Origin of the sequence: Bacillus cereus group sp. MYBK139-1 (assembly GCF_051916915.1) — a bacterium.
Lineage (GTDB): Bacteria > Bacillota > Bacilli > Bacillales > Bacillaceae_G > Bacillus_A > Bacillus_A pacificus.
Genome location: NZ_JBQAHO010000001.1, coordinates 1273641 through 1295403 on the forward strand (window position 1 = coordinate 1273641; position 21763 = coordinate 1295403).

The window sequence follows — 21763 nt, forward strand, 5'->3', positions numbered from 1 at the left end:
TGTTTTGTGTAAAAGAAAAAGCACCCAACTGGTTGCTTTTTCTAGAATCATCTTTTTCTTCTGCTTCTTTTTACTTCCTTTATTTCTCCTTGCTTAACTAGTTTTTCAATATATAAATGTACTAGCTTATAAACACACTCTCTTCGTTAATTTTCCTGATCTTCTTGATTTTTCATTCGGACGCACAATGCTTTGTAGCTTTTTAGCTCCTTCACCACAAGTCTTCGCATTTCCTTTTCATCGATATCCTCAAAAAATGAAAATTGATTCATACGATACGGTTCCCCTCCGTTGGATTTACTCTATTGAACTTTTACTTCATTTCAAAATTCTCCGTTTCAGATGAACCACTAGACACATACACCATATACTAAGTTAAGTACTTCCTAGGAAAGAAGGTGAAAGTTATGCCATCTATTGTCGGAAATATGGTTGCACAAAATAGTAACGGTTCTTTCAACTTAGGTGATTTTTATAATGTTTCTCCAAAAGAAAATACAAAAGCTTATAATGGTTCGGGTGCATCTAATGTTGCTTTTGTGCTTAATACATTTAACGGTGTTAGTGCAACCAACACATTTGATTCTGATGTTGCCGACCAAAGTCAAGTTGGAACAGCCTAAACTTATTTATTTCTTCTACTTCCGAATAAAAGCCAATATCACGTTAATAATGTATATATTGTTTCTGTTTCCCCTTCATACCCGAAGGCTTATCAGTTAGCTTTTGCTAGCTGTCCTTTTTAAATACGGACTGCACACGTATTCAGCTTATAAATTAAGCCTTGTGAGCTGACACCTTTTAAAGGAACACATTTAAATATATGCTCCTTTTATTCAATGTTTTTTCACGATCATGCAGAATAAAACATAAGGTATATGGTAATTCAGTGCTCATAAAATCTATTTTTTCTAAGAGTTTATCCATTTGCAAGCTCTTTTTTTCTTTGCAAATGACTCTTTTATTTTTAAATTTGTATTATTTTAAATTATCTATTCTACTTCTCTTTTCTTGTTCATATGCCAAGTCTTTTATTCATAAGCTAAAAGTACTTGACATAACTGAATGGAGGCTAATAATGTCTTTTTCAAATATTATTAAATACGGACGCGTTCCCCTCTTTAATTCTAACTTCCCTTTGATTTTATTTTGGAGTCAAAAAAGTGGCTGTACCTCTCTTGCACATTGGTTTTTTTATCAAATAAATTTATTTAAAGAAGCAATAAAATACGATTCTTTCATCCATAATTATGAAAATGAAATATACAAAAACTCCTCGGACTACTTTATTGAACTAGCTGCAGCTTTATATACAAACAGAAAAGATACCTATAAATTAGTGAGGAACCCCTATACAAGAGCTGTAAGTTCATTTTTTTCACTAATTGCCCCCCCTTACATAGAAAACCCAGCATGGAATCCTATTCGGAATTTTTATTATGGTAATGAATTTTGTAATAAACCTATTTCATTTAAAATCTTTCTCTACTACTTAAAAGAGCAAATGATAGATTTAGAACAAGTAGATCCACATTTAATGCAGCAATATGAACCAGGTGAGGAAGAGTTTGTTACAAAGTATATCTACCTTGAAAATTTCTCTATTGAAATTGAGCACTTAGAACAAACATATCAATTAAAAACTTCTCCTTTACACATACTAACCAAATCATGGCATCATCAGAAAGACAGGGCGATTTTTAGAGGTAATTTTGCAGATGCTGATATTACCGATCCTTTATTCCCACGCCTCCCAACATACGATAGCTTTTATGACTATGAAACTATCCAATTAGTACAAGATATTTTTAATAAAGATTTTAGCACGTACAATTACCCATTAACTTCTTTAAAAAATATATGATTTTCTAATTGTAGTTTCATATATTATAGAAAAACTTAGATTCACCTATTTAAGTTTCCTCGCAAGGTGAAACTTTAATCAGTGGGGGTTTTGTTCATCCCCACCTAACTTCTTTGCTTCCGCTGAATTTTGAGGTGGGGGTCTTACTGCCTGTTAATGCGGGATAAAACTCTCGTAGTAAGTTGGGACACTGGAAACAGTGTCTTTTTTTAATAAATCATTAAAACATTTAAATAGAACGTGAAATACTCATTAAGGTTGCCACCATTTGTATGTTTTACTTTGTATGCAAGAAAGACGCAGTTAAAACATTTAGTGAACGAATATTTAGATAGTAATGTTTACAAATATAAAAATGCGGTGTCTCCTTTCCAGAGAAACCGCACCCTATCAAAAATTCTTATTAAATTTTAAACTGACTCGTATACAGATCAAAGTAAAATCCTCTATCTGCCATGAGAGATTCATGGTTCCCTTTTTCCAAAATACTTCCATCTTTTATAACAAGGATTTGATCTGCTTTTTCAATCGTTTTCAGTCGATGAGCGATTACGAAACTTGTTCGACCTCTCATTAAATTGTTTAGTCCTTCTTGTATTTGTAATTCTGTTCTCGTATCAATATTAGAAGTTGCTTCGTCGAGAATTAATATATCTGCATCTGCTAAAATTGCCCGTGCAATCGCAAGAAGTTGTTTTTGGCCTTGACTTAAATTCGATCCTTCTGAAGCAATTTTCGTTTCATATTGATTCGGTAAATGTTTTATAAAAGAATGTGCAGATGCTGCCTTAGCTGCATTGATTACCTCTTCATCACTAGCATCTAATCGACCATAACGTATATTATCCATAATCGTCCCAGCAAATAAATACGTATCTTGTAAAACTACTCCTATTTTACTTCGCAACGAATTCATATCATATTCTTTTATGTTTTTTCCATCAATATGAATTTGCCCTTGCTGTATATCGTAAAAGCGCGTTAGCAAATTAATGATTGTTGTTTTGCCCGATCCAGTTGGACCTACTAAAGCAATTGTCTCCCCTGGCCGCGCTTTAAGACTCACTTCTGTTAAAATCGTTTTATTTTCCTCATACCCAAATGAAACATTCTCGAGTGCAACATGTCCTTGTAAATTTTGTACAACGAATGCATCTTTTTTATTTTTGATTTCCGGCACTTCATCCATAATTTCAAAGACACGTTCCCCACCAGCAACTGCTGCTTGAATCGTATTCATTAAAGTTGCGAATTGACTGAGTGGTCTTGAGAATTGACGAGAATAATTAATAAAAGCTGCAATGACACCTACTGTTGTCATTCCATTTAAAACCATTACTGACCCAGTCCCAATTACAAGTCCCATACCTAAGTTGTTAATAAAGTTCATACTCGGAAAAATAAAAGCTGAAAATGTATCCGCCTTCGTTGCAGAAACTCTTAGCTGTTCATTAATTTTATTGAAATTTTGTACGGTTTCTTTTTCTTTCCCATATAACGTTGTAACATCCGCACCTGTTATAGCTTCCTCAATAAATCCATTTAATTCTCCTAAATCTTTTTGACGCTTTGCAAAGTTTTTACCACTATAAGCAACTAGTTTTTTTGTAACGAAAAACATAATAGGTACTGTAATTAAAGTAACAATCGCTAAAATCCAATCTAATGCGAACATCGCAATCGTCACACCTATAAAAGTTAGCGCTGATGAAATAATTTGTACAACACTTTGTGTCAACGCTTGATTCAAATTATCTATATCATTTGTTACACGACTCATTAAATCCCCTTGAGAACGTACATCAAAGAACCGTAAAGAAAGCGTTTGGATTTTCTCAAAAATATCTTGTCGTATTTTTTGTATCGTTTTTAATGCAACATTAACCATTACAAATGTTTGTAACCAAGTTAATAATACTGTTACACCATAAATCGCGATAAGTATCAAACACATTCTCGCCGTACCGCTTAAATCTTTCGGTACAATATATTGATCGATAATTACTCCCATTAAATACGGACCTAATAACCCAAGTAACGTCGTAACAAACACTAAGAATATAACGAACGTAAGGGCAGCCTTTTGGTAGCCCATATAGTTCCATACTCTCATCACAGTTCCTTTCGTATTTTTAGCCTTCCCCATCTTTGGTGCGTTACGCCCACCTTTATTAGCAAATTGTCCTTGAAAATTACGCATGTTCTTTCCCACCTTTTTTATATAAATTACCACCTTGGGAAAGATAGATTTCTTTATATACCTCACATTGTTCTAACAGTTCTTCATGTGTACCATCACCAACTAATTCACCGTTATCTAAAACGAGAATTTTATCAGCATCTATTATAGATGAGATTTTAGAAGCGATTAATAATGTTGTTGTTCCTTTATATTCTGTTCTTAATGCCGATTGAATGTTAGATTCTGATTTTGCATCCACTGCTGATGTAGAATCATCTAATATAAGAATGGATGGCTTTCTCACAAGCGCCCTTGCAATTGATACACGTTGTTTTTGGCCACCTGACAAATTCGTCGCACCTTGCGTTAAATGATATTGATATGAATCTTCCAGCTTGTTAATAAACTCAGTCGCACAAGCTGATGAAGCTGCTACTTCCAATTCGTCATTTGATGCATCTTCTTTACCGTAACGTAAATTCTCTTCTATGCTACCAGAAAACAACAATGCCTTTTGAGGTACAAACCCGATTGACGCACGAAGTTTTTGTAAATCATACGCCTTAACATTTATTCCATCAATGCATATTTCCCCTTGATCAACATCGTATAAGCGGGGTAATAATTTTGCTAAAGTAGATTTACCACTCCCTGTAGAACCAATAATCCCGATTTTTTCACCTTTACTTATGCGAAATGAAATATCTTTTAAAACATATTCATTATTTTTCGTGTAACTATAACTAACATTTTTAAATTCAATTTGTCCCTCAATTTGCTTAGGTGCAAGCGCATTTTTTGGGGTCATAATATCAACGTCAGTATTTAAAACTTGCTGTACACGATCCGCTGACGGAAATGCTCGCGCGATTTGCATAAATACCATACTTATAGACATAAGTGACATTAAAATAATATTCAAATAGTTTATAAACGCTAATATAGCCCCTACTTGAAGGGTTCCATTAAATACTTTCTCTCCACCAACCCATAATGTTGCGACAATTCCGCCACTTACAACTAACATAATGATTGGCATCATTAAGGAAATAAGCTGCACCGCTTGAATATTTATCTTCGTTAAATTTGTATTAACATTTCCAAACTGATTAATTTCATATTTTTGTCTTACATACGCTTTAATCACACGTACTCCAGATAAATTTTCTTGTAACTTTGTATTCACTTTATCTAATGCTTCTTGCACTTTTCTGAACGTCCCGCTTGCTTTACTCGCAATGAATATAATCGCAAGTAATAAAATTGGAACGACTACGAGTAATATAGGAAATAACTCACGCGCTGTCATAAAAACAATTATTATACTTCCGATAAATAACAAAGGACCACGAACAAGAACACGTAATGTCATCGTCATCGCCGATTGAATAGAAGTAATATCATTTGTAACAATTGTTAATAACTTTCCCGTTCCAAACGAATCACGATTTTCACTAGAAAATGTTTCTATTTTCGCAAACACATCTTTTCGTATGTCAGTAGCGAAATTAACAGCTGCTTTTGTAGAATACATCATACACCCAAGTCCTCCAACTAAACCGAGTGCTGCAGCTCCTATCATAAGAAGTCCCATTTTTATTACATAATTCATATCCCGATTTGCTATCCCAACATCAATAATATGTTGCATAATAGTCGGTTGAATTAAGTCCATCGCAACCTCAAGTACCATAAATAGCGGTCCAATAATAGCGAAAAACATGTATGGTTTTAAATACTGTAATAATTTGCGAAATGATTTCATACATAATCTCCTTTTTCTATGAAATTACCAATGAATAATGCATATTCCCCCTTATTTAAGCGATATAGTTTGTAATTTCTTTCTTACTTTTATTATATTATGTAAATTAATATTTAACATTATTAAATGATAAGCATTAATGACTTTTCGGTCAATAAATGTGCTTTGTATTATATAAATATAAAAACCGCATTCTCAATGAAAAGAATACGGTTTTTCATCTATATTTTTTCAGTTGTAAAATCTAAAAACTCAGTCTCAAATCCATTATTTTTAGAAGGACTACACGTGTAAAAACCTATTTTAATAGGCTTATCCCCTATATCTTCCATCAAATGAGCGATTCTGATTTGTTCCCATTGGTGGATTTTCTTCACATATATTGTATAATCACCACGTTTACGAACAATTCGAAAACGAAGTTGCTCGTTAGCTAATTCTGTCGGAAAGTCTTGCGTGGACCAATCGGAATATCCATTATTCGTTACGACAGCTCCTAAATGAGATGGACCACCTGGAATATATTCTAATGAAGTTTTCAACCAACACTTTTCCGAAACCATAACAAAAAGACCAGCTTGATCGAATTTTGAATTTGGATTCATACGCAATTGAACTTCAGCTTGAAAGTCTGTCATCGTCTCTGTATAAAATACATGACCATTCATTACTTCGAATCCATAATGTGTTTTAAGCCAAAAATCTGTTTCGGCTTTCGAGCGGACAATAAGCGCATGATTGTTATTAAGCTTATAATACTCAGGTACATTCATTATAGTAAGTTGCTCAATATGTTCTGGTATATGTGATATTTTCATAGTTCCTCCATAATAAAGCATCTATATGCACATTTAAAATTCTACTAATACTGGGAATTTATAACCTTTCAAATCCAACTCTCTATTACTTCGAACCATTAAATACTTACTTGATTGTAATTCTGTAAACTGTACATCCTCAACCCCTAATTGATCTGGAGAGAAGTAAAATTCGATTTCTGTAAATCTTTCAGCGATCTCCCCACATATTTCATCTAAAACTGGAATTACTGGTGCAAACACTCCATATAATTTCAACTTTTCATTATCTACTTCATACACAATTAGAGCATCTAGCTTCTCTGAATAATATAATTTTCCACTCCATTCCGAATCATACATATTCAAATAAAACGAAGGGCGGAAGTTTAATGTTGAAAAATTATTTGAAAGTCTTTGGCTACTATCTATAGTCTCATGTATTAGCTTTCTATCCTCTTCCATATAATAATCTAGCTCTCTAAGTGAGAAATCATTATTATTCTTTTTATCATATGGAATAGTCATTAAATATTCCTGCACAACTTTAAAACCAAATGATGCATATAGTTCAGGTTTTTCCGTAAACAATAATGTACATTCACATGTTTTATCGATTTCTTCTATCATTTTACTCATTAATTGCGTCATGAGTCCTTGTCCACGAAAATTAGGGTGTGTCATTACCGATTGAATGCCCGCTGCATTTATTCTTTCACCATTTACTAGCAATGGTAGCGAGAATGCCGCAACATTTGCAACCGCTTTATCGTCATGTAAAAATGATAAAGCTTTGTATGTATCATCCCAATAACCTCTCTCTGAGAAATCATTCAATGTTTGAATTGTAATTCCAAACACTTCTTCAAATAAAGGAAATAACTGCTCTCTTTTCGCTTCTTCTAAAAGAAGTTTTTCAAAATTTTCAACATTCCCCATGTTGTCCCTCCATACGTTAATTCCATCCAATTAGATATAGTTGTAGAACCTGTCCTTAAAGTAATAGGTCTTACCAATCAATATACTATCATAAAATATAAAAAAAGAGTCTAATTAATTTTATGTTTTGACTATTCGAAAATAAGTCGAATAAAACAATATTAGGATTTTTGGATATTAATGAGTTTATTATATAAAAATAGTGCTTTCTACTTTGTTTTTACTCATAGAAATACACCATTTATAAAAAAATATTTTTTATTATTTTTTCCCTTCAAGTCTTTCCTTCGTATTAATTTCTTCTCCACTTATACGCTTTTCAAAAGACTTTCTCCAACTACTTGAAAGCGCATTTACTTCTAATATCCTTTTTACCCCTTCAATATTTTGTTTTTCCTTGTGCATGATACGGTTAGCAAACGCTATTGAAACACCTTTTGGATCAGACTGTAGCCTTTTTAAAGTATCGACTGATGATACCCATCCTTCTTTTAATACACGAAAATAAAATCCTGTATATCCTGTTTCTTGAAAATATAGTGGTAACTTTGGAATATTATATTTTTTTGCTAATTTAAAACAAGGTTGCCTTGGTTGTGTTACCTGCACGATTGCCTGTCCGAGCTCAAACGTATCACCAATACAAACATCCTCTTCGCGCATACCACTAACTGTTATATTTTCTCCGAAAGCCCCATATACAAGGTTTTGATTCAACTCTTTTTCCCAGTATGGATAGTGATCACCAGTATAAACACAAACTGCTTTATCTACTCCTCCATGATGAACTAAGTCAGCTTGTCCATCCCCATTAAATTTTACAAAAGATAAATGTACTGGTTCCTTTACTTGTTTCTTATTTATGCCTGTATGAATTACTTTTCCGCCATATGTAACCTCTTTTGGTAATCCTATATTTAAAGATAATAATTGAAATTCATTAGCCATTCTATTTCCTCCTTTAAAGGTGTTACATGTATTTTCTCTCGGTTAATTTTTACAACCCTCTCTGTTATATAAAGATGATTATAAAACCTCTAAAATCATTGTTCAATTCAATTATTTATATAATAATGATAGGTATAACCTATTATTATACTTGAGGTGATTCCAATCGAATTACGACAACTTGAATACTTTTTAGCTGTTTCAAAAGAATTACATTTCACAAAAGCAGCTGAGAAATTAAATATTTCACAGCCTTCACTAAGTCAACAAATACGTGCATTAGAGCATGAAGTAGGAATGCCACTTTTCGATCGAATTGGTAAAAAAATATCTCTAACTGAAGCAGGGAAGATTTTATTATCACATAGTAAAACCATTTTTCATGAAGTCGAACAAGCTCGTTCAGCTATTCAAGACCTAAACGGATTACAGCAAGGTTCTTTAACAATAGGGGCTTTGTTAACCGTCGTAAATTATTTACTACCGACAGCTATTTTAAATTTTAATAATTTATATCCCAATATAGAGCTTTCTGTATTAGGGCTTCGTACTGGAGATATTCGTGAAAAATTATTACAAAACAAACTAGATATTGGAATTACATTTCTCCCGGTGCAAGATAAAGAGATTATCTCTATCCCTCTATACAAAAGCGACCTTACATTAGTCGTGCCCACTGGTCATCGATTGGCTCAACGTAATCATGTATCTATTGCTGAATTACAGAACTACCCATTAATTCTTTTACCTAAAAATTTCTTTTTAACCGAACTAATTACATCTCATTGTCAAAAATTCAACTTTAAACCAAGACCAATTTTAGAAATTAGCACGATGGAATCTTTAATCCAAATGGTTTCCAAAGGAATGGGAATTACAGTTTTACCCAAACCATATATAGACTTTTTACAAAATAAAAACATTCAAGCTATTAAAATAGAAAACCCTACTCCAACAATTGAAATAGGACTAATTTATAGAAAAGATAAATATATGTGTGCTGCAACTCGAGAATTTATTGAACAACTAAAAAGCACCGTACGTTCTTTCTAAAACTAAACAAAAGAGATTATCCTATGAAACCGTTTCACAACGACCTAGTAGAATAATCTCTTTTCAAAACAAAGTAAACATTATATTTAAACTCTTTTAAATTTTAATGTATCTTTTTAGATATTGGAATATATTTAGTAAAATATGCACCAACTAGCAATAATACAATTGAAAATAACCAAGTTAAAGCACCGCCAAAATGAAACCAATATGCAAACATATTTAAGATTGCGAGTGAAAAGAAGCAAATAGAAGTTAACGCACTTTTCAATCCTTTTATCCCGGATTTTTTTCTCTTTTGATAAGCCATATACATCGCAATGACAAGAAAAAAGATAAGAACAAATGGTAAAATAGCTTTAAGCATTTGTAATCCCTCCAGTATAAATGCACTCTCCATATTACCATCTTATCCTATTTATCTTTTAGGAATCAATTTTTTCTTATCTTCCCTCCAAAAGTCAGTATAAGTTTTATTTTTAAAGTTCACGTTCACCTCAGAAAACGGCATGCTTCCTCCAACTTTCAATGAGTACCAGTCGTTTAAAAGTGGTGATCCAAAACAAATCTTCATTGTACGATCATGTAAATCGAATAATACAGAATGTAAAGTTCCAAACCATTCTTCATAGTTATGTACAGTTAGTCCAGCAGGATATTCTTCTTCTACTAACTTTTTTAAAGACTCAATGCTCACTTGTTCGTATCTATTTAAATGCTCATGTAAAACGTGATATCTCTTTGTAGATTGTTCTAATCTCCTATTATTTAATTTCTGAATAGATGAACTAACTGCATGGTTTGTTGATACAATAAAAGCTTGATTGTCACCATCAATCGTTGTTGTGAATTTATGACCGTCAAATATTTCAATATGTGCTGCATTTAAAGGATCTGCTACTATTAAATTAATATTACTAGCAATTGGTATTTCTTCTATTAGTGACTTAGCTTCCTGCACATTTTTACATTTCTCCAACAACAGTCGAATTACTGCAAAACATTGTAAACCACTTACTACTGGCTTTCGTAGACCTTCAATATTTCCTACTGGTTGACCACATGCTGAAAATGTAACAGCTAATCCATGCTCGTTAACCCCTTCCGTTCGGCCAAAATATTGAGTAGAAAAGCCACTATGTGCATACGCACCTTCAACATGAGTTGAACAAAAACGCATATCATCTATTTTTGGTGACAAATCATAATTTCTTAATACATATGTGTGTGTTGAATCTGTCTTTTTAGGTAATACTGCACAATGACTACAACCTGCTTTCAATAGTGTTTGATAGTAATACATCATATTTTTAGAAGGGATTTTCAACACTTCACAAAAACCTTCAATTTCTTCATTAATTCCAGAGCAATATTGATTTAGTATATTTCTAGATTCTGTAAAATGGTTAGGCGATATTAAGTTTTCTTGCTGTATAAATTGCGGAACAAGATAAGAATGTTGTTTTACAAATTCACCTTGTTGCTTACCGATTTCATAATGACTTCCTTTGAGCGATGAAAAATACCCCTTTACTTGATACATCTAATTCCCCCTTATTGAATTTATCCATATCGTACCAAATAAACTGTATTCATTCTTGATTTTTTTTACTGTCTTTCAAATCAAATGTGGTTGGAATAAAGCGAACAGTTATAAAATAAAAACTAGGAAACTGTAATCTTTAACAGTTCCCTAGTTTCCTTAATACTAAATGATTCCCTCTTCCACCATCGTTTCTGCAATTTGAACCGAGTTCCACGCCGCACCTTTTAATAAATTATCGGAGACAATCCAAAGATGGAATCCGTTTGGCATATCAGGATCTTTTCTAATTCTTCCGACAAATGTATCTATTTTCCCTTCTGCATATAATGGCATTGGATACAGCTGTTCACTAGGGTTATCTTGCAAAATAACACCTGGTGCATCAAGCAGTACTTCTTTAATTTCTGCAACAGTTACTTCTTTTTCAAGTTCTATATAAACCGCTTCCGAATGACCTGATACAACCGGAACGCGCACACAAGTAGCTGCCATTTTCAAGTTGGGGTCTTCTAAAATCTTCTTTGTTTCTTGAATCATCTTTACTTCTTCAAAGGTGAAATCATTATCCGTAAATATATCTACTTGAGGAAGTACATTAAATGCAATTGGATAATGTTTTTTATCTTTTTTCGCTGGTAATATGGTACTCTCCACTTCTTCACCTGCAAGTATTGACTTAGCCTGTTCTTTTAATTCTTGAATCGCATGAATACCAGAACCCGATACAGCTTGATAAGTTGAAACGATAATTCGTTCTAATCCGAATACTTTTCGTATTGGCTGAAGAGCTGTTACCATCTGTAATGCTGAACAATTCGGAACTGCTATTATACCTTTATGTTCCTTTAAAGTGTGCGCATTTACTTCCGGAACAACAAGAGGTACATCAGGTGCCATTCGGTATTCACTAGTGTTGTCAATTACGATTGCACCGCTAGAGACAGCTTGATTTACAAATTGTCTAGAAACTTCTCCCCCAGCGCTAAAAAAGGCAATATCTACCCCTTCAAAGCTATTTATTTTTGCTTCTTGTATAATGATCTCTCGCCCTTTAAATTGTACTGTCTTACCAGCCGATCTTTTTGACGAAAGTAACGTAACTTCAGCTATATTAAACTTTGTTTCTTTTTCTAACAGTTCAATAATTTTCTGACCTACTGCACCCGTAGCCCCAACAACAGCTACATGATAGCCCTTTTCACTCATCTCTTCTCCTCCAATGTTAAATGAATAAATATTTCTACAATTTCATTTTATAAGGAATTTAATCATTTGGAAAATTGAAATACGTGATATAATCATTCACAAATCATGATAATAAAAGAGGGATTGTTTATGGAAATAAGACATGTTAAAACATTTTGTGCGATTGTTAAATATGGTGGTTTTTCTAAAGCTGCTCATGCGTTAGGTTATGCGCAATCTACTGTAACAGCGCATATGAAAGCATTAGAAAACGATTTACACCTCCCTCTTTTTGATCGATTAGGGAAAAAAATACTTCTTACAAAAGCAGGTCATCAATTTCATCCTTATGCTTTAGAATTACTTGCAATTTATGAAAAAGCGCAAGAAATCCCTCAAAATACCGATCAATTAGAAGGTACATTAAGTATTACATCAAACGAATCATTAGCAGTCTACCGTTTACCACAATTATTACGTACTTACAAACAGAAAAATCCGAAAGTAAATATCGTACTTGAAACAAATACAAATGAACAAGCATTACAAAAATTACGTGAAGGAGAAACAGACATTGTCTTCATAATTGGAGAATGTATAGAACATAATGATTTTATTACGCGTACATTTAGTAATGAAACATTTGGATGGATTTTACCACCTCATTATTCTACACAATCTAATCCGTTTTGTTTATTAAAGGATACTCAGTTTATTTTTACTGAACAAAGCTGCGGTTATAGACCAATGGTAGATCGTTTTTTACGCCAAAGCGGGAATATTCCAGCTAAAACATTTGAAACGTCCAACGTTGAAGTTATTAAACAATCTGTTATGTGTGAGTTAGGAATTTCAATTCTTCCTTACATCGTTGTACAAGAAAGTTGTCAAAAAGAGCAACTCTGTTTTCAGCCTATCGAAACGTCAACTGTTATTCAAAGTCATATAATCTATCATAAATCTAGATGGATTTCCCCTGTAGTACAGTCGTTTCTTTCACTCTTAAAAGTGATGAAAGTATAAAAAGAATATGAAAGAAAACATGAATTGAAATCCTTTGAAGAATATCAATCCACGTTTTCTTTCATACTACTTATATAGTCATCTTCTTTTTATTAGATAATGCTTTTCCTTTAACTAGAACAAATATAATCGGAAGGACGAGTAAACTAGCAATTGCACACATTATTCCTAAAGAAGAAAACGGAAATCCATTACTTACGGTAAGCGACGCTAAGCCAGAAGCAATAGTCATCCCAATATACATGGCAGAACTATTTAATGCCATCACAGTCCCCCGCACATCTGGTTTTAATTCTGAAATTAGTGCCGTTAATGATGCTTGGCCAAATCCAATAAATAAACTCCAAATGATATGTAAAGTAATTGCAATTACTAGATTTTCTATGGAAAGCGAGAATAATATTACACTTATTGAGGTTACAATACTCGCAATGGATATAACATTCTTCTTTCCTATTTTATCAGCTAACTTCCCACCCAAAATGTTACCAGCTACACTACCAACTCCCGCCAAAAAGATTACAATACCTATTTCACCAACTCCCGCCAAAAAGATTACAATACCTATTTCACCAACGGAAAGGCCAAAATTATTCCCATAATAAACACCTATGTACGAAAACATGCCGTGTAATCCAATTGTCCATAGAAACGTTGCTAATAATGCAAATAAAACTGAAACATTTACTAAAACCATTTTAAGTGGTGCACTTAACGTTTTCGCTATAGAAACATGCACATCGTTTCTCTGTTTTTCATTTCTTAATATGCGATTAACTAGTAATGTAAGAAATAAAGTTAATAGTCCTATACTATAAAATGTCCATTGCCAATTTCCTACTTCAGATAAAAATGCACCTATAGGTACTCCAATGACTGTCGAACCTACCATTGCTCCCATAATCGTTCCCATCGCTTTTCCTCTTGACTCATATGTAACTTTATCACCTACTAATGCAAAAACACTTGGCATAATCATCGCACCAGATAAACCTGTTAGGCCGCGAAATAATAAAAGAATTTCAAAACTCTTCGCTAATCCCGTACAAAATGTAGAAATAGAGAAAATAGTAAATCCTATTATGATCATACGTTTCCTTCCAACTCTGTCAGACATCGTTCCAAATACAGGTGCAGTTATTCCATAACAAAGTGCATAAATAGTAATTAATAACCCTCCACTTCCATCAGGAATACTAATTGTTTCTGTAATTACTGGTAATAAAGGTGCCACTAATAATGAATCTAATCCAACAAAAAAAGCTACAATTGCCAAAATGCGTATCATTGACTTTAACTCCATATATAACTCCCCTTTATTTCATATATGAAATAATTCTTTATTATGACCCCTTCTTCAATTTTTACTACTCTACATTTTATTTCATATATGAAGTATTTATATAAATAAAAATGTAACAGAGTGTTACATTTTTACTATATTTAATTCAAGTGCTTCTTCCACTTTAATAATAAATCCTCTAAAATCCCTTCTTCTTCTTTCGTAAAACAACCACAATTCTCTTTTAAAAAATCACTATATTGCACATCGACTTGCTTTTTCGTCTCTTCACCTTTTTTAGTTAAATAAACGAGCGTTTCACGTTGGTCATTCGGGTTCTTCTCTGTCATTACGTAACCATCACGCTTCATCCGTTGAATCATTGTTGTCATATTACTTGGAACACATCCCATGTTTTCAATTAACTTTGACATAGATACTTTCCCAGATTTTGCGAGTACTTGAATCACTCCAAATTGTACGTAACTTATATCATACTGTTCAATTGCCTTATCTAGATTTTTTTGGAGTAAATGATAAACATCACGAATATTACCGTAAAGCTCTCTGTTATTCATATGTAAGCCCCTCTAATTTATTTCATATATGAATCATATTCCCATTTATTTCTTGTGTCAACAAAAACACCTTTGTATGCATAACAACAAAGGTGTTTCAAAATCAACATACTTCTTATTTATTAGTCTGTTCTCCACCTGCAATTAATTTACTACCTGAATATGTACCTTTTTGCATAAACACTTGATTAATTAACTCCTTTTGTTCCGCTTCTGACATTACTCCTTTTCCTTCTCCTAAATTCCCGCTTTGTAATTTCCAAATCTTATTATGATCCTCATCCATCTTTTCATATTTTCCTTGTTTCCATCTCTCTAAAATGTCTGCATATGTAGTTCCTTGTACTAGATCATTACTTTTTACAATATCAAGCAAACTTTCAATTCGTTCTTGTGTAATAAAAATATACCCCCATTTTTGATCAGCCTTCGTTTTTTGATGTGCCATTTCATGTAATGCTGTCTGTATGTTCTCATCTGTCCATTTAAAATTTTTATTAAAACCGCTATTCGGTAATGAATGATTGCCATTTTCTAAAAGCTTTGCATCTTCAGCTTTTACATTACTATCAGCCAGCACTTCTGCTGCCGGAGCAGCTGGTGATGCCTTTTTCGCAGCTGGTTTACTATTATTCAAATAATACAGCATACCATATGTTAAACCTACTCCAATTACCGCCATGCCAGCTATAATTCCAATTATTTTAAAGAATGTTTTCATCTTGCTTGTTTCCTCCCGCATATCTCATTCATAATATCTATTTATCAAAAACAGATGCAGCATCTCTTTTTTTTCGCTGCTTACTACAATTTTTTTCATACTAGTTAACATAAACATAACTTTTACTTTCTAAAAATGTAGCAACTCCATCCTCATCGTTACTTTTAGCAATATATTTAGCGACTGCCCTTAATTCCTCAACAGCGTTACTCATCGCTACACCAATCCCACATTTCTCTATCATCTCCATATCATTGTAGTCATCTCCAAAGGCAATAACTTCAGATACGTCTCGATTTAAGTGCTGTAGAACATATTGAATACTATTCCATTTTGAAACTTCTGCATGCATAATTTGACACAATGTCCCATCATCTGTAATGACTCCCCTGCATTCATCAGGCAATTCTTTAATGAATTCCTTGTTTATTGAACCTTTAGTACAAATAATTGCTTTAGAAGCTTTTTCAAAGTTCAAATCTTTTACATCCATAATTTCACATGGTACATTACCAAAATAATCAGTAACATCAAAATTGGAATACAACTTATCACCTATTTCAAGACAAATCTGATGAAGATTATACTTTGTTGCTATTTCTATGATTTCTAAAATGTCATTTTTAGAAATCTTCATTTCATATAAAATATCATTTCCTTTAAGAACTAAAGCCCCGTTATAACAAATGATAATCTCACTTTTTAACACGTTGGGAATATATTGTTTTATAGCTCTTGGCGGCCTTGCTGTAGCAAAAATCAATTCGTCTCCATTATTTTTACATTCCCTTAGAATATTAATAGATTTCTCTGAAATTGTTTTATCACTTCTTAATAAAGTCCCATCAAGGTCTGAAATAATAATCTTTTTCATACTTATCTTTATTCTCCTTTCACAAATAATAATTCGAAATATTGGTTATTTTTTGGATCACCAGAGCTTCTGCGGATAGTTAATCTCAACTTTCTTTTTGTCTCAATTTAATTTCAAATATCATTTCCATTTGTTACATATTTTTTATTTCCTGAAGTACATACATATTTCCTTATATTGTATTCCTTTTCTTTTGTAATTGAAAGATTATTCTGTCAAAAGCACTATCTTTTCCAAATATTAATTCCACTCAAAGCATTTCATTTTAATTTTATAAAAATAAATGATAGCCTTATATTTAAAGGAGATGAATAAATATGAGTTTATTGCATAACGGTTTAACTTTTTTAAACTTTGATGATACGTATTTATTACAAAATAAACTACATTCTTATTCACATGAAGATATTGATTTTACTCATTTAGAACACTCAAATCTATATTGCGAAAACACTTCTTTAATGCATATAAAAAGAGTATTAAATCGTAGAAAGAATAAAGGGATTACTTTTATAGGATCTGGAAATTATCATTATGTATCTTATTTATTATTAGAAGAAATGGACAAACCTTTTACCCTTATACTATTTGATCATCATACTGATATGAACTTAAAGGGAGTGAATGAACAGACTCTTATTTCCTGTGGATCTTGGGTATCATTTTCTCTTCGAAATAATGATAATTTAACGAAGGTAATCATTATTGGACCTTCTTCTCTAACAATTCATTCTAATGATTGTCCATACGTAGAAGTTTTTCCGATTGATATATCACATGAAGTATCCATACATGCAATACTTTCACATATTCATACAGAAACAATATATGTAAGCATTGATAAGGATGTTTTAGATCCAAAAGTTACTATTACCAATTGGGATCAAGGGCACATGAAATTATCTAGACTTTTACAATTTATTCATTCTCTAATTATGAATAAATCTATCTATGGTATTGATATTTGCGGTGAACTCCCAGTATATCCTTCTCAACTCTTCTTACCTAAATATAAAAATGCTATTCAGAAAAATGAACAAGCAAACTTACAAATTTTAAAAACAATTTATGAAACGAACTTACATATTCAATATGCATAAAAAGAACGAGTACCTTATAAGGTACTCGTTCTTTTTACGCGCGATTTTCTTTTAACCACTTCGTAATCGCATCTAACCTCGAAACATCAAAACGACTCTTTTCATACACATTTAAACTGTTTAAGCTATTTACAATCTCTAGTTCATTCGTTTTTACACTTTTTGCTTCAATTATTTTGCAGTACCCATCTGTAACAGTATTTAAATTTTCATAATAACGTTGAAACGATTTTGATATATGTAAATGTTTTTCAAAGTTTCTTCTTCTTTTTGTCTCGTCAAATTCTTTCCGTTTTCTAAGTTCTTCATCATTCGTATATAAATAAAAATATTGATCAGGAAAACCAATTTCCCTATTAATCAGCTTTTCTTTATAAAAGTTTTCTATTAAAGATAATGGCTGATCAAATATTTCAAAATGGAAACACCAATTATAACTAAGCGGCTGATAAATGTCTCCATCAAGTATTATTAATTTATATTGCTCTGACTTCTGCATTGCTATTTTCCAGCGCTCTACTTGTTTTTCAAAATACCATGTTCTATGTTCATTTTTTGGTCTTTCAAATAATAAATTCACTTCAGGTATAATATAAGCACCATAATTCTTTTCTAACTCACGACACGTTGTGCTCTTACCAACCGCACTCGCTCCCTCAAACGCTATAATCCCCATAGTTTCTCCCTCTTTCATTAACTAAAATCTCTTTGTTTCGCTTTTCTCCCCCATAACTGTTTCCATAAAACAATTGAAGCGATGGAGAGCATTATTGTTGTAATGATACTCCCTTCAATTCCGAACGAGCCTCCATGAAGGAATTCCGATCCACTTGTTACAGGTTTAAAAATTGGTGTAGAATACATTGTCATCCCACTAACTGCAAAACCAAATACGTTATATTGTGCCCAATTCCAAATGGAATGCCATGCGCATATCCCCCAAAGACTACTGTCTTTCAAAACGTAAAAAGCTGCAAACACACCCACTAATATTATATTCGATATTGAAAGAATTGTAATACCTGGATTTAGTAAATGAAGAAAACCAAATAAAAATGAAGTTACAACAATACCGACCCATATACGACTTCTAACAGAAAGAACTGGAAATAACCAACCCCGAACAACAATTTCTTCTGTTGCACCTTGTATTAAAAAAGCAACTAAAGATCCCACAATTCCAAGTATAGCGGTTGGTGTAATGTGTTGCATTTGTAGTTGTACATTTCCAGTTAATAAAAGTAGCATGACTGGTATTGAAATAAAAACAAAACCTATTAATGCACCTCTTAAATATTTTCTTATCCACTGATTTCTCCAAAATCCAATGGATGAAATTGATCTTTTCTCTACAAATCTAATCCATAAAAAAACAAAAAATATAGCTCCGCCAAACGTCAATATCATTTCAATATCACTATAAATTGCTTTCATTAAAAGCGTTTCTGCTTTCGGTAAAAACAACATAAATAACATGAACAATTCACCTAAAGTTAAAAATACAATTGCAAGTATAACAGCAAATACTGGATGAACTTTTCTTCTTCCTTCTTTGGCTGCTTCAATTATTTTAAATTGATTAGACTGCAATATTCTCGCCTCCTTAACAAATACATCAACACTATTCTTATACTATAGATTCACTAATAAAATTTTCCAATAAAAATGTTCTTAGTTTAGCATAAACCAAAATTAGGAATAATATATAAATAAAAGAGATGTTTTTGTGTCTTTTACCATCCTATTTCACACTGGTATTACCAGCACTTGCTATTTCCCACCATTTGTTGTAAGATAGTAATTAAGGTCAATTTAACAGTATCTTTTCTTTGCATATTATCAAGTATCAATCAGGAACATTTTATATTCCTTATGGGTTTTTGATAATATGTGAAATTTTATTTTTCATTCAAATAAGGCCGAACATATTGTAATCTTTTTAATTTTTAGGAGGCATTACCATGACATTAACAGGTAAAGTAAAATGGTTTAACAGCGAAAAAGGTTTCGGTTTCATCGAAGTTGAAGGTGGCAACGACGTATTCGTTCACTTCTCAGCTATCACTGGCGACGGCTTCAAATCTCTTGACGAAGGTCAAGAAGTTAGCTTCGAAGTTGAAGACGGTAACCGTGGACCTCAAGCTAAAAACGTTGTAAAGCTATAATTCAAACAATAAAAAGGTTGTTACCAGCACGGTTAACAACCTTTTTAATATATAACTAAAATTTTTTACATAAAAGGAGTGGTTACATGTATCGCAATCGAAAGAACGATGTAGCAGAAGTACCACCAGAACAAACCCCTGTCTGGGAATGTGAAGCAGAGGATTGTTTAGGATGGATGAGAAAGAACTTTTCATTTGAAGAAGAGCCTAAATGCCCTTTATGTAAAAGTAGCATGAAAAGCGGAGAACGTTTATTACCTAAGTTAGGTTAATTTTTAGCTTAACCCCTCTTATTTAAGAGGGGTTTTTTATTATAAATTTATAACTTCAACATCCGTTCGAACTATAGAATACAATAATGCATCATGTTGCTTATTTCCTTGATGAATATATCCACGTAATAACCCTTCTTTATGAAAGCCTATTTTAGATAACATTTTACAAGAAGTAACATTTTCAGGGTATGTAATAGCACCAATTCTAAATAAGCCTAAATCTTGAAATCCATAATGAATAATTTCCCTGGCTGCTTCTGACGCATAACCATTCCCCCAATAACGAGGATGTAAGTCATATCCAATTTCAGATCGTTTACTCCATAATTGTAAATTATTTAATCCAATTGTACCTATTAAAGCATTTGTTTCTTTTAATACAATCCCCCATCGTATTGCCTTTTTCTCAAAATAATTTTTTGAAAAAGATTCAATCATACGTGAAGCTTGTCCAAACTCCGTAAAAGAATTCATACCGTAAAAACACGTTACCTCATCCAATGAAAAGATTTCAAATATTTTTTGACAATAAGATTGTTCTATTTCAACTAAACGCAAACGTTCTGTTTCTAATATAGGAAATGCCATAGGATCACTCCTTTCTTTCTACTTATTCATTATAGCAGAAAACATATTTATAATTAGGAAAGTCCTCAATGTCTCATTAATCAAATATTTCAAGAGTAGCCTACCCTCTTAATTCAATACGAACTAAGAGTAACCCTTCTTGCTTTCACATGATGAGAAAAAATAAAGAGATGATCATAGTACACTGACCATCTCTTTATTCCATACTCACTTTTCCCTTCTAAAACAACACCCTACCCCATACATTTATGGTAAAATATAGTTGATACATTATTTTATTGTGGAGGTGTAAATTTCCTTTGTATATATTCATCAGCTTATCCCTCTTACTCATATTACTCATATTTTTATTTGCGAAAAAGTTCGCCCCAAACTCATTCATGATGACTAGTTTTAAAGGCAATAGCTTTAAAACATTTTCAATCAGCATTTTAATCGCCGCTACTCTTTCTCTTTCATATGGAATCTATCACGCAGCAACATATCAACCTAAACATTTAGATATCACACTTCAAAATCAAAACTTTACTGTTTTCGGTAATGTTGGAGAGCTTGGATATTTCTCAGAAGAATTACTAAAAAAAGATACAGAAGTTAAGCTACATTTTGCCTCTTGGAAACAAATGCAATTAAATAATCCAGAAATAATAGTAAACTATCCTTCTGGTAAACAGGAAACATGGAAACCGAACATTACATTAATTCCTGCCAATAAATTAAAAGAGAAACATGGTATAAAAGAGCTTTATCAACTCTCATCATATTCATTTAAAGAATCCGGTAACATAACATTAACGATTACTGAGAATCATAAAACGAATCAAAAGATCTCAATTCAAGTAAAATAAATAAAATGTCCCTCCAATATAACGGAGGGA

General features: G+C 32.3%; 24 protein-coding genes. 8 read left to right on the forward strand and 16 right to left on the reverse strand.

The features are described from left to right. Positions 1-146 precede the first annotated feature (146 nt). A complete protein-coding gene (locus ACTFRS_RS06475; RefSeq protein ID WP_263329071.1) occupies positions 147-272 on the reverse strand; it encodes a hypothetical protein in 126 nt (41 codons plus the stop codon). 135 nt (positions 273-407) lie between these two features. Here ACTFRS_RS06475 and ACTFRS_RS06480 point away from each other — a divergent pair, with 135 nt between their 5' ends. Then, positions 408-623: a spore germination protein gene (locus ACTFRS_RS06480; RefSeq protein ID WP_001139344.1), complete on the forward strand. Its 216-nt coding sequence runs from the start codon at positions 408-410 to the stop codon at positions 621-623. Between the two features lie 455 nt (positions 624-1078). Next, positions 1079-1864: a sulfotransferase family 2 domain-containing protein gene (locus ACTFRS_RS06485; protein WP_242293599.1), complete on the forward strand. Its 786-nt coding sequence runs from the start codon at positions 1079-1081 to the stop codon at positions 1862-1864. A gap of 403 nt (positions 1865-2267) precedes the next feature. On the opposite strand, the gene ACTFRS_RS06490 is transcribed toward ACTFRS_RS06485, so the two are convergent. The 5 genes from ACTFRS_RS06490 to ACTFRS_RS06510 form a co-directional block, all read right to left on the reverse strand. Further along, positions 2268-4064, reverse strand: a complete 1797-nt coding sequence (locus ACTFRS_RS06490; RefSeq protein WP_139867129.1) for an ABC transporter ATP-binding protein — start codon at positions 4062-4064, stop codon at positions 2268-2270. Continuing rightward, a complete protein-coding gene (locus tag ACTFRS_RS06495) occupies positions 4057-5811 on the reverse strand; it encodes an ABC transporter ATP-binding protein (RefSeq protein ID WP_139867131.1) in 1755 nt (584 codons plus the stop codon). The genes ACTFRS_RS06490 and ACTFRS_RS06495 overlap by 8 nt, the downstream gene beginning before the upstream one ends. 221 nt (positions 5812-6032) lie before the next feature. Further along, positions 6033-6629 carry a DUF1349 domain-containing protein gene (locus ACTFRS_RS06500; protein ID WP_139867133.1) on the reverse strand — a complete coding sequence of 199 codons (597 nt, stop codon included), beginning with the start codon at positions 6627-6629 and terminating at the stop codon, positions 6033-6035. A gap of 33 nt (positions 6630-6662) precedes the next feature. Then, positions 6663-7547, reverse strand: coding sequence for a GNAT family N-acetyltransferase (locus ACTFRS_RS06505; protein WP_139867135.1), 885 nt, complete (start codon positions 7545-7547; stop codon positions 6663-6665). 261 nt (positions 7548-7808) lie between these two features. Next, positions 7809-8495 (reverse strand): MOSC domain-containing protein, encoded by a 687-nt coding sequence (locus ACTFRS_RS06510; RefSeq protein WP_440023905.1) that lies wholly within the window; start codon positions 8493-8495, stop codon positions 7809-7811. A gap of 156 nt (positions 8496-8651) precedes the next feature. On the opposite strand from ACTFRS_RS06510, the gene ACTFRS_RS06515 reads away from it, so the two are divergent. After that, on the forward strand, positions 8652-9548 hold the full coding sequence (locus ACTFRS_RS06515) for a LysR family transcriptional regulator (protein WP_431084540.1): 897 nt from the start codon (positions 8652-8654) through the stop codon (positions 9546-9548). Between the two features lie 103 nt (positions 9549-9651). On the opposite strand, the gene ACTFRS_RS06520 is transcribed toward ACTFRS_RS06515, so the two are convergent. From ACTFRS_RS06520 to ACTFRS_RS06530, 3 genes are all read right to left on the reverse strand, one after another. Next, positions 9652-9915 (reverse strand): hypothetical protein, encoded by a 264-nt coding sequence (locus tag ACTFRS_RS06520; RefSeq protein ID WP_087952520.1) that lies wholly within the window; start codon positions 9913-9915, stop codon positions 9652-9654. A gap of 51 nt (positions 9916-9966) precedes the next feature. Next, the gene (locus tag ACTFRS_RS06525; RefSeq protein WP_139867139.1) at positions 9967-11091 is read right to left on the reverse strand and encodes a C45 family autoproteolytic acyltransferase/hydolase; all 1125 of its coding nucleotides are present in this window, start codon (positions 11089-11091) and stop codon (positions 9967-9969) included. A gap of 165 nt (positions 11092-11256) precedes the next feature. Further along, positions 11257-12300, reverse strand: a complete 1044-nt coding sequence (locus ACTFRS_RS06530) for an aspartate-semialdehyde dehydrogenase (protein ID WP_001290624.1) — start codon at positions 12298-12300, stop codon at positions 11257-11259. 129 nt (positions 12301-12429) lie between these two features. Between ACTFRS_RS06530 and ACTFRS_RS06535 the strand changes: the two genes are divergently transcribed. Beyond that, positions 12430-13302, forward strand: a complete 873-nt coding sequence (locus tag ACTFRS_RS06535; RefSeq protein WP_139867141.1) for a LysR family transcriptional regulator — start codon at positions 12430-12432, stop codon at positions 13300-13302. Between the two features lie 70 nt (positions 13303-13372). Here the strand turns inward: ACTFRS_RS06535 and ACTFRS_RS06540 are convergent, their stop codons facing one another. The 4 genes from ACTFRS_RS06540 to ACTFRS_RS06555 form a co-directional block, all read right to left on the reverse strand. Continuing rightward, entirely contained in the window at positions 13373-14605 is a 1233-nt protein-coding gene (locus tag ACTFRS_RS06540) for an MFS transporter (protein ID WP_440023901.1), read from the reverse strand. 140 nt (positions 14606-14745) lie between these two features. Then, the gene (locus tag ACTFRS_RS06545; protein ID WP_001065033.1) at positions 14746-15162 is read right to left on the reverse strand and encodes a MarR family winged helix-turn-helix transcriptional regulator; all 417 of its coding nucleotides are present in this window, start codon (positions 15160-15162) and stop codon (positions 14746-14748) included. 115 nt (positions 15163-15277) lie between these two features. After that, positions 15278-15883: a PRK06770 family protein gene (locus tag ACTFRS_RS06550; RefSeq protein ID WP_016717482.1), complete on the reverse strand. Its 606-nt coding sequence runs from the start codon at positions 15881-15883 to the stop codon at positions 15278-15280. Between the two features lie 100 nt (positions 15884-15983). After that, the gene (locus ACTFRS_RS06555; RefSeq protein WP_440023899.1) at positions 15984-16757 is read right to left on the reverse strand and encodes an HAD family hydrolase; all 774 of its coding nucleotides are present in this window, start codon (positions 16755-16757) and stop codon (positions 15984-15986) included. 317 nt (positions 16758-17074) lie between these two features. Here ACTFRS_RS06555 and ACTFRS_RS06560 point away from each other — a divergent pair, with 317 nt between their 5' ends. Continuing rightward, positions 17075-17857: an arginase family protein gene (locus tag ACTFRS_RS06560; protein ID WP_440023897.1), complete on the forward strand. Its 783-nt coding sequence runs from the start codon at positions 17075-17077 to the stop codon at positions 17855-17857. A 34-nt stretch (positions 17858-17891) separates the two neighbouring features. Here the strand turns inward: ACTFRS_RS06560 and ACTFRS_RS06565 are convergent, their stop codons facing one another. Together ACTFRS_RS06565 and ACTFRS_RS06570 are read right to left on the reverse strand one after the other, a co-directional pair. Next, positions 17892-18551 (reverse strand): AAA family ATPase, encoded by a 660-nt coding sequence (locus tag ACTFRS_RS06565; protein ID WP_139867150.1) that lies wholly within the window; start codon positions 18549-18551, stop codon positions 17892-17894. Next, positions 18551-19447, reverse strand: coding sequence for a CPBP family intramembrane glutamic endopeptidase (locus ACTFRS_RS06570; RefSeq protein WP_088298422.1), 897 nt, complete (start codon positions 19445-19447; stop codon positions 18551-18553). The genes ACTFRS_RS06565 and ACTFRS_RS06570 overlap by 1 nt, the downstream gene beginning before the upstream one ends. A gap of 371 nt (positions 19448-19818) precedes the next feature. On the opposite strand from ACTFRS_RS06570, the gene cspD reads away from it, so the two are divergent. Both cspD and ACTFRS_RS06580 read left to right on the forward strand, forming a co-directional pair. Next, positions 19819-20022 carry a cold-shock protein CspD gene (cspD, locus tag ACTFRS_RS06575; RefSeq protein WP_000176368.1) on the forward strand — a complete coding sequence of 68 codons (204 nt, stop codon included), beginning with the start codon at positions 19819-19821 and terminating at the stop codon, positions 20020-20022. 86 nt (positions 20023-20108) lie between these two features. After that, positions 20109-20294 (forward strand): cold-shock protein, encoded by a 186-nt coding sequence (locus ACTFRS_RS06580; RefSeq protein WP_000286198.1) that lies wholly within the window; start codon positions 20109-20111, stop codon positions 20292-20294. Positions 20295-20333: 39 nt separating this feature from the next. Here the strand turns inward: ACTFRS_RS06580 and ACTFRS_RS06585 are convergent, their stop codons facing one another. Then, positions 20334-20885 (reverse strand): GNAT family N-acetyltransferase, encoded by a 552-nt coding sequence (locus ACTFRS_RS06585; RefSeq protein ID WP_000885372.1) that lies wholly within the window; start codon positions 20883-20885, stop codon positions 20334-20336. Between the two features lie 299 nt (positions 20886-21184). Between ACTFRS_RS06585 and ACTFRS_RS06590 the strand changes: the two genes are divergently transcribed. Next, positions 21185-21733, forward strand: a complete 549-nt coding sequence (locus ACTFRS_RS06590; RefSeq protein ID WP_046646963.1) for a hypothetical protein — start codon at positions 21185-21187, stop codon at positions 21731-21733. Positions 21734-21763 lie beyond the last annotated feature (30 nt).

Coding starts and splice junctions, on each gene's coding strand:
- ACTFRS_RS06550 (WP_016717482.1), bottom strand. CDS start 15,883: ATGAAAACATTCTTTAAAATAATTGGAATTATAGCTGGCATGGCGGTA.
- ACTFRS_RS06580 (WP_000286198.1), top strand. CDS start 20,109: ATGTATCGCAATCGAAAGAACGATGTAGCAGAAGTACCACCAGAACAA.
- ACTFRS_RS06540 (WP_440023901.1), bottom strand. CDS start 14,605: ATGGAGTTAAAGTCAATGATACGCATTTTGGCAATTGTAGCTTTTTTT.
- ACTFRS_RS06520 (WP_087952520.1), bottom strand. CDS start 9,915: ATGCTTAAAGCTATTTTACCATTTGTTCTTATCTTTTTTCTTGTCATT.
- ACTFRS_RS06565 (WP_139867150.1), bottom strand. CDS start 18,551: ATGAAAGAGGGAGAAACTATGGGGATTATAGCGTTTGAGGGAGCGAGT.
- ACTFRS_RS06585 (WP_000885372.1), bottom strand. CDS start 20,885: ATGGCATTTCCTATATTAGAAACAGAACGTTTGCGTTTAGTTGAAATA.
- ACTFRS_RS06545 (WP_001065033.1), bottom strand. CDS start 15,162: ATGAATAACAGAGAGCTTTACGGTAATATTCGTGATGTTTATCATTTA.
- ACTFRS_RS06510 (WP_440023905.1), bottom strand. CDS start 8,495: ATGGCTAATGAATTTCAATTATTATCTTTAAATATAGGATTACCAAAA.
- ACTFRS_RS06480 (WP_001139344.1), top strand. CDS start 408: ATGCCATCTATTGTCGGAAATATGGTTGCACAAAATAGTAACGGTTCT.
- ACTFRS_RS06525 (WP_139867139.1), bottom strand. CDS start 11,091: ATGTATCAAGTAAAGGGGTATTTTTCATCGCTCAAAGGAAGTCATTAT.
- ACTFRS_RS06490 (WP_139867129.1), bottom strand. CDS start 4,064: ATGCGTAATTTTCAAGGACAATTTGCTAATAAAGGTGGGCGTAACGCA.
- ACTFRS_RS06475 (WP_263329071.1), bottom strand. CDS start 272: ATGAATCAATTTTCATTTTTTGAGGATATCGATGAAAAGGAAATGCGA.
- ACTFRS_RS06485 (WP_242293599.1), top strand. CDS start 1,079: ATGTCTTTTTCAAATATTATTAAATACGGACGCGTTCCCCTCTTTAAT.
- ACTFRS_RS06555 (WP_440023899.1), bottom strand. CDS start 16,757: ATGAAAAAGATTATTATTTCAGACCTTGATGGGACTTTATTAAGAAGT.
- ACTFRS_RS06535 (WP_139867141.1), top strand. CDS start 12,430: ATGGAAATAAGACATGTTAAAACATTTTGTGCGATTGTTAAATATGGT.
- cspD (WP_000176368.1), top strand. CDS start 19,819: ATGACATTAACAGGTAAAGTAAAATGGTTTAACAGCGAAAAAGGTTTC.
- ACTFRS_RS06495 (WP_139867131.1), bottom strand. CDS start 5,811: ATGAAATCATTTCGCAAATTATTACAGTATTTAAAACCATACATGTTT.
- ACTFRS_RS06505 (WP_139867135.1), bottom strand. CDS start 7,547: ATGGGGAATGTTGAAAATTTTGAAAAACTTCTTTTAGAAGAAGCGAAA.
- ACTFRS_RS06530 (WP_001290624.1), bottom strand. CDS start 12,300: ATGAGTGAAAAGGGCTATCATGTAGCTGTTGTTGGGGCTACGGGTGCA.
- ACTFRS_RS06500 (WP_139867133.1), bottom strand. CDS start 6,629: ATGAAAATATCACATATACCAGAACATATTGAGCAACTTACTATAATG.
- ACTFRS_RS06560 (WP_440023897.1), top strand. CDS start 17,075: ATGAGTTTATTGCATAACGGTTTAACTTTTTTAAACTTTGATGATACG.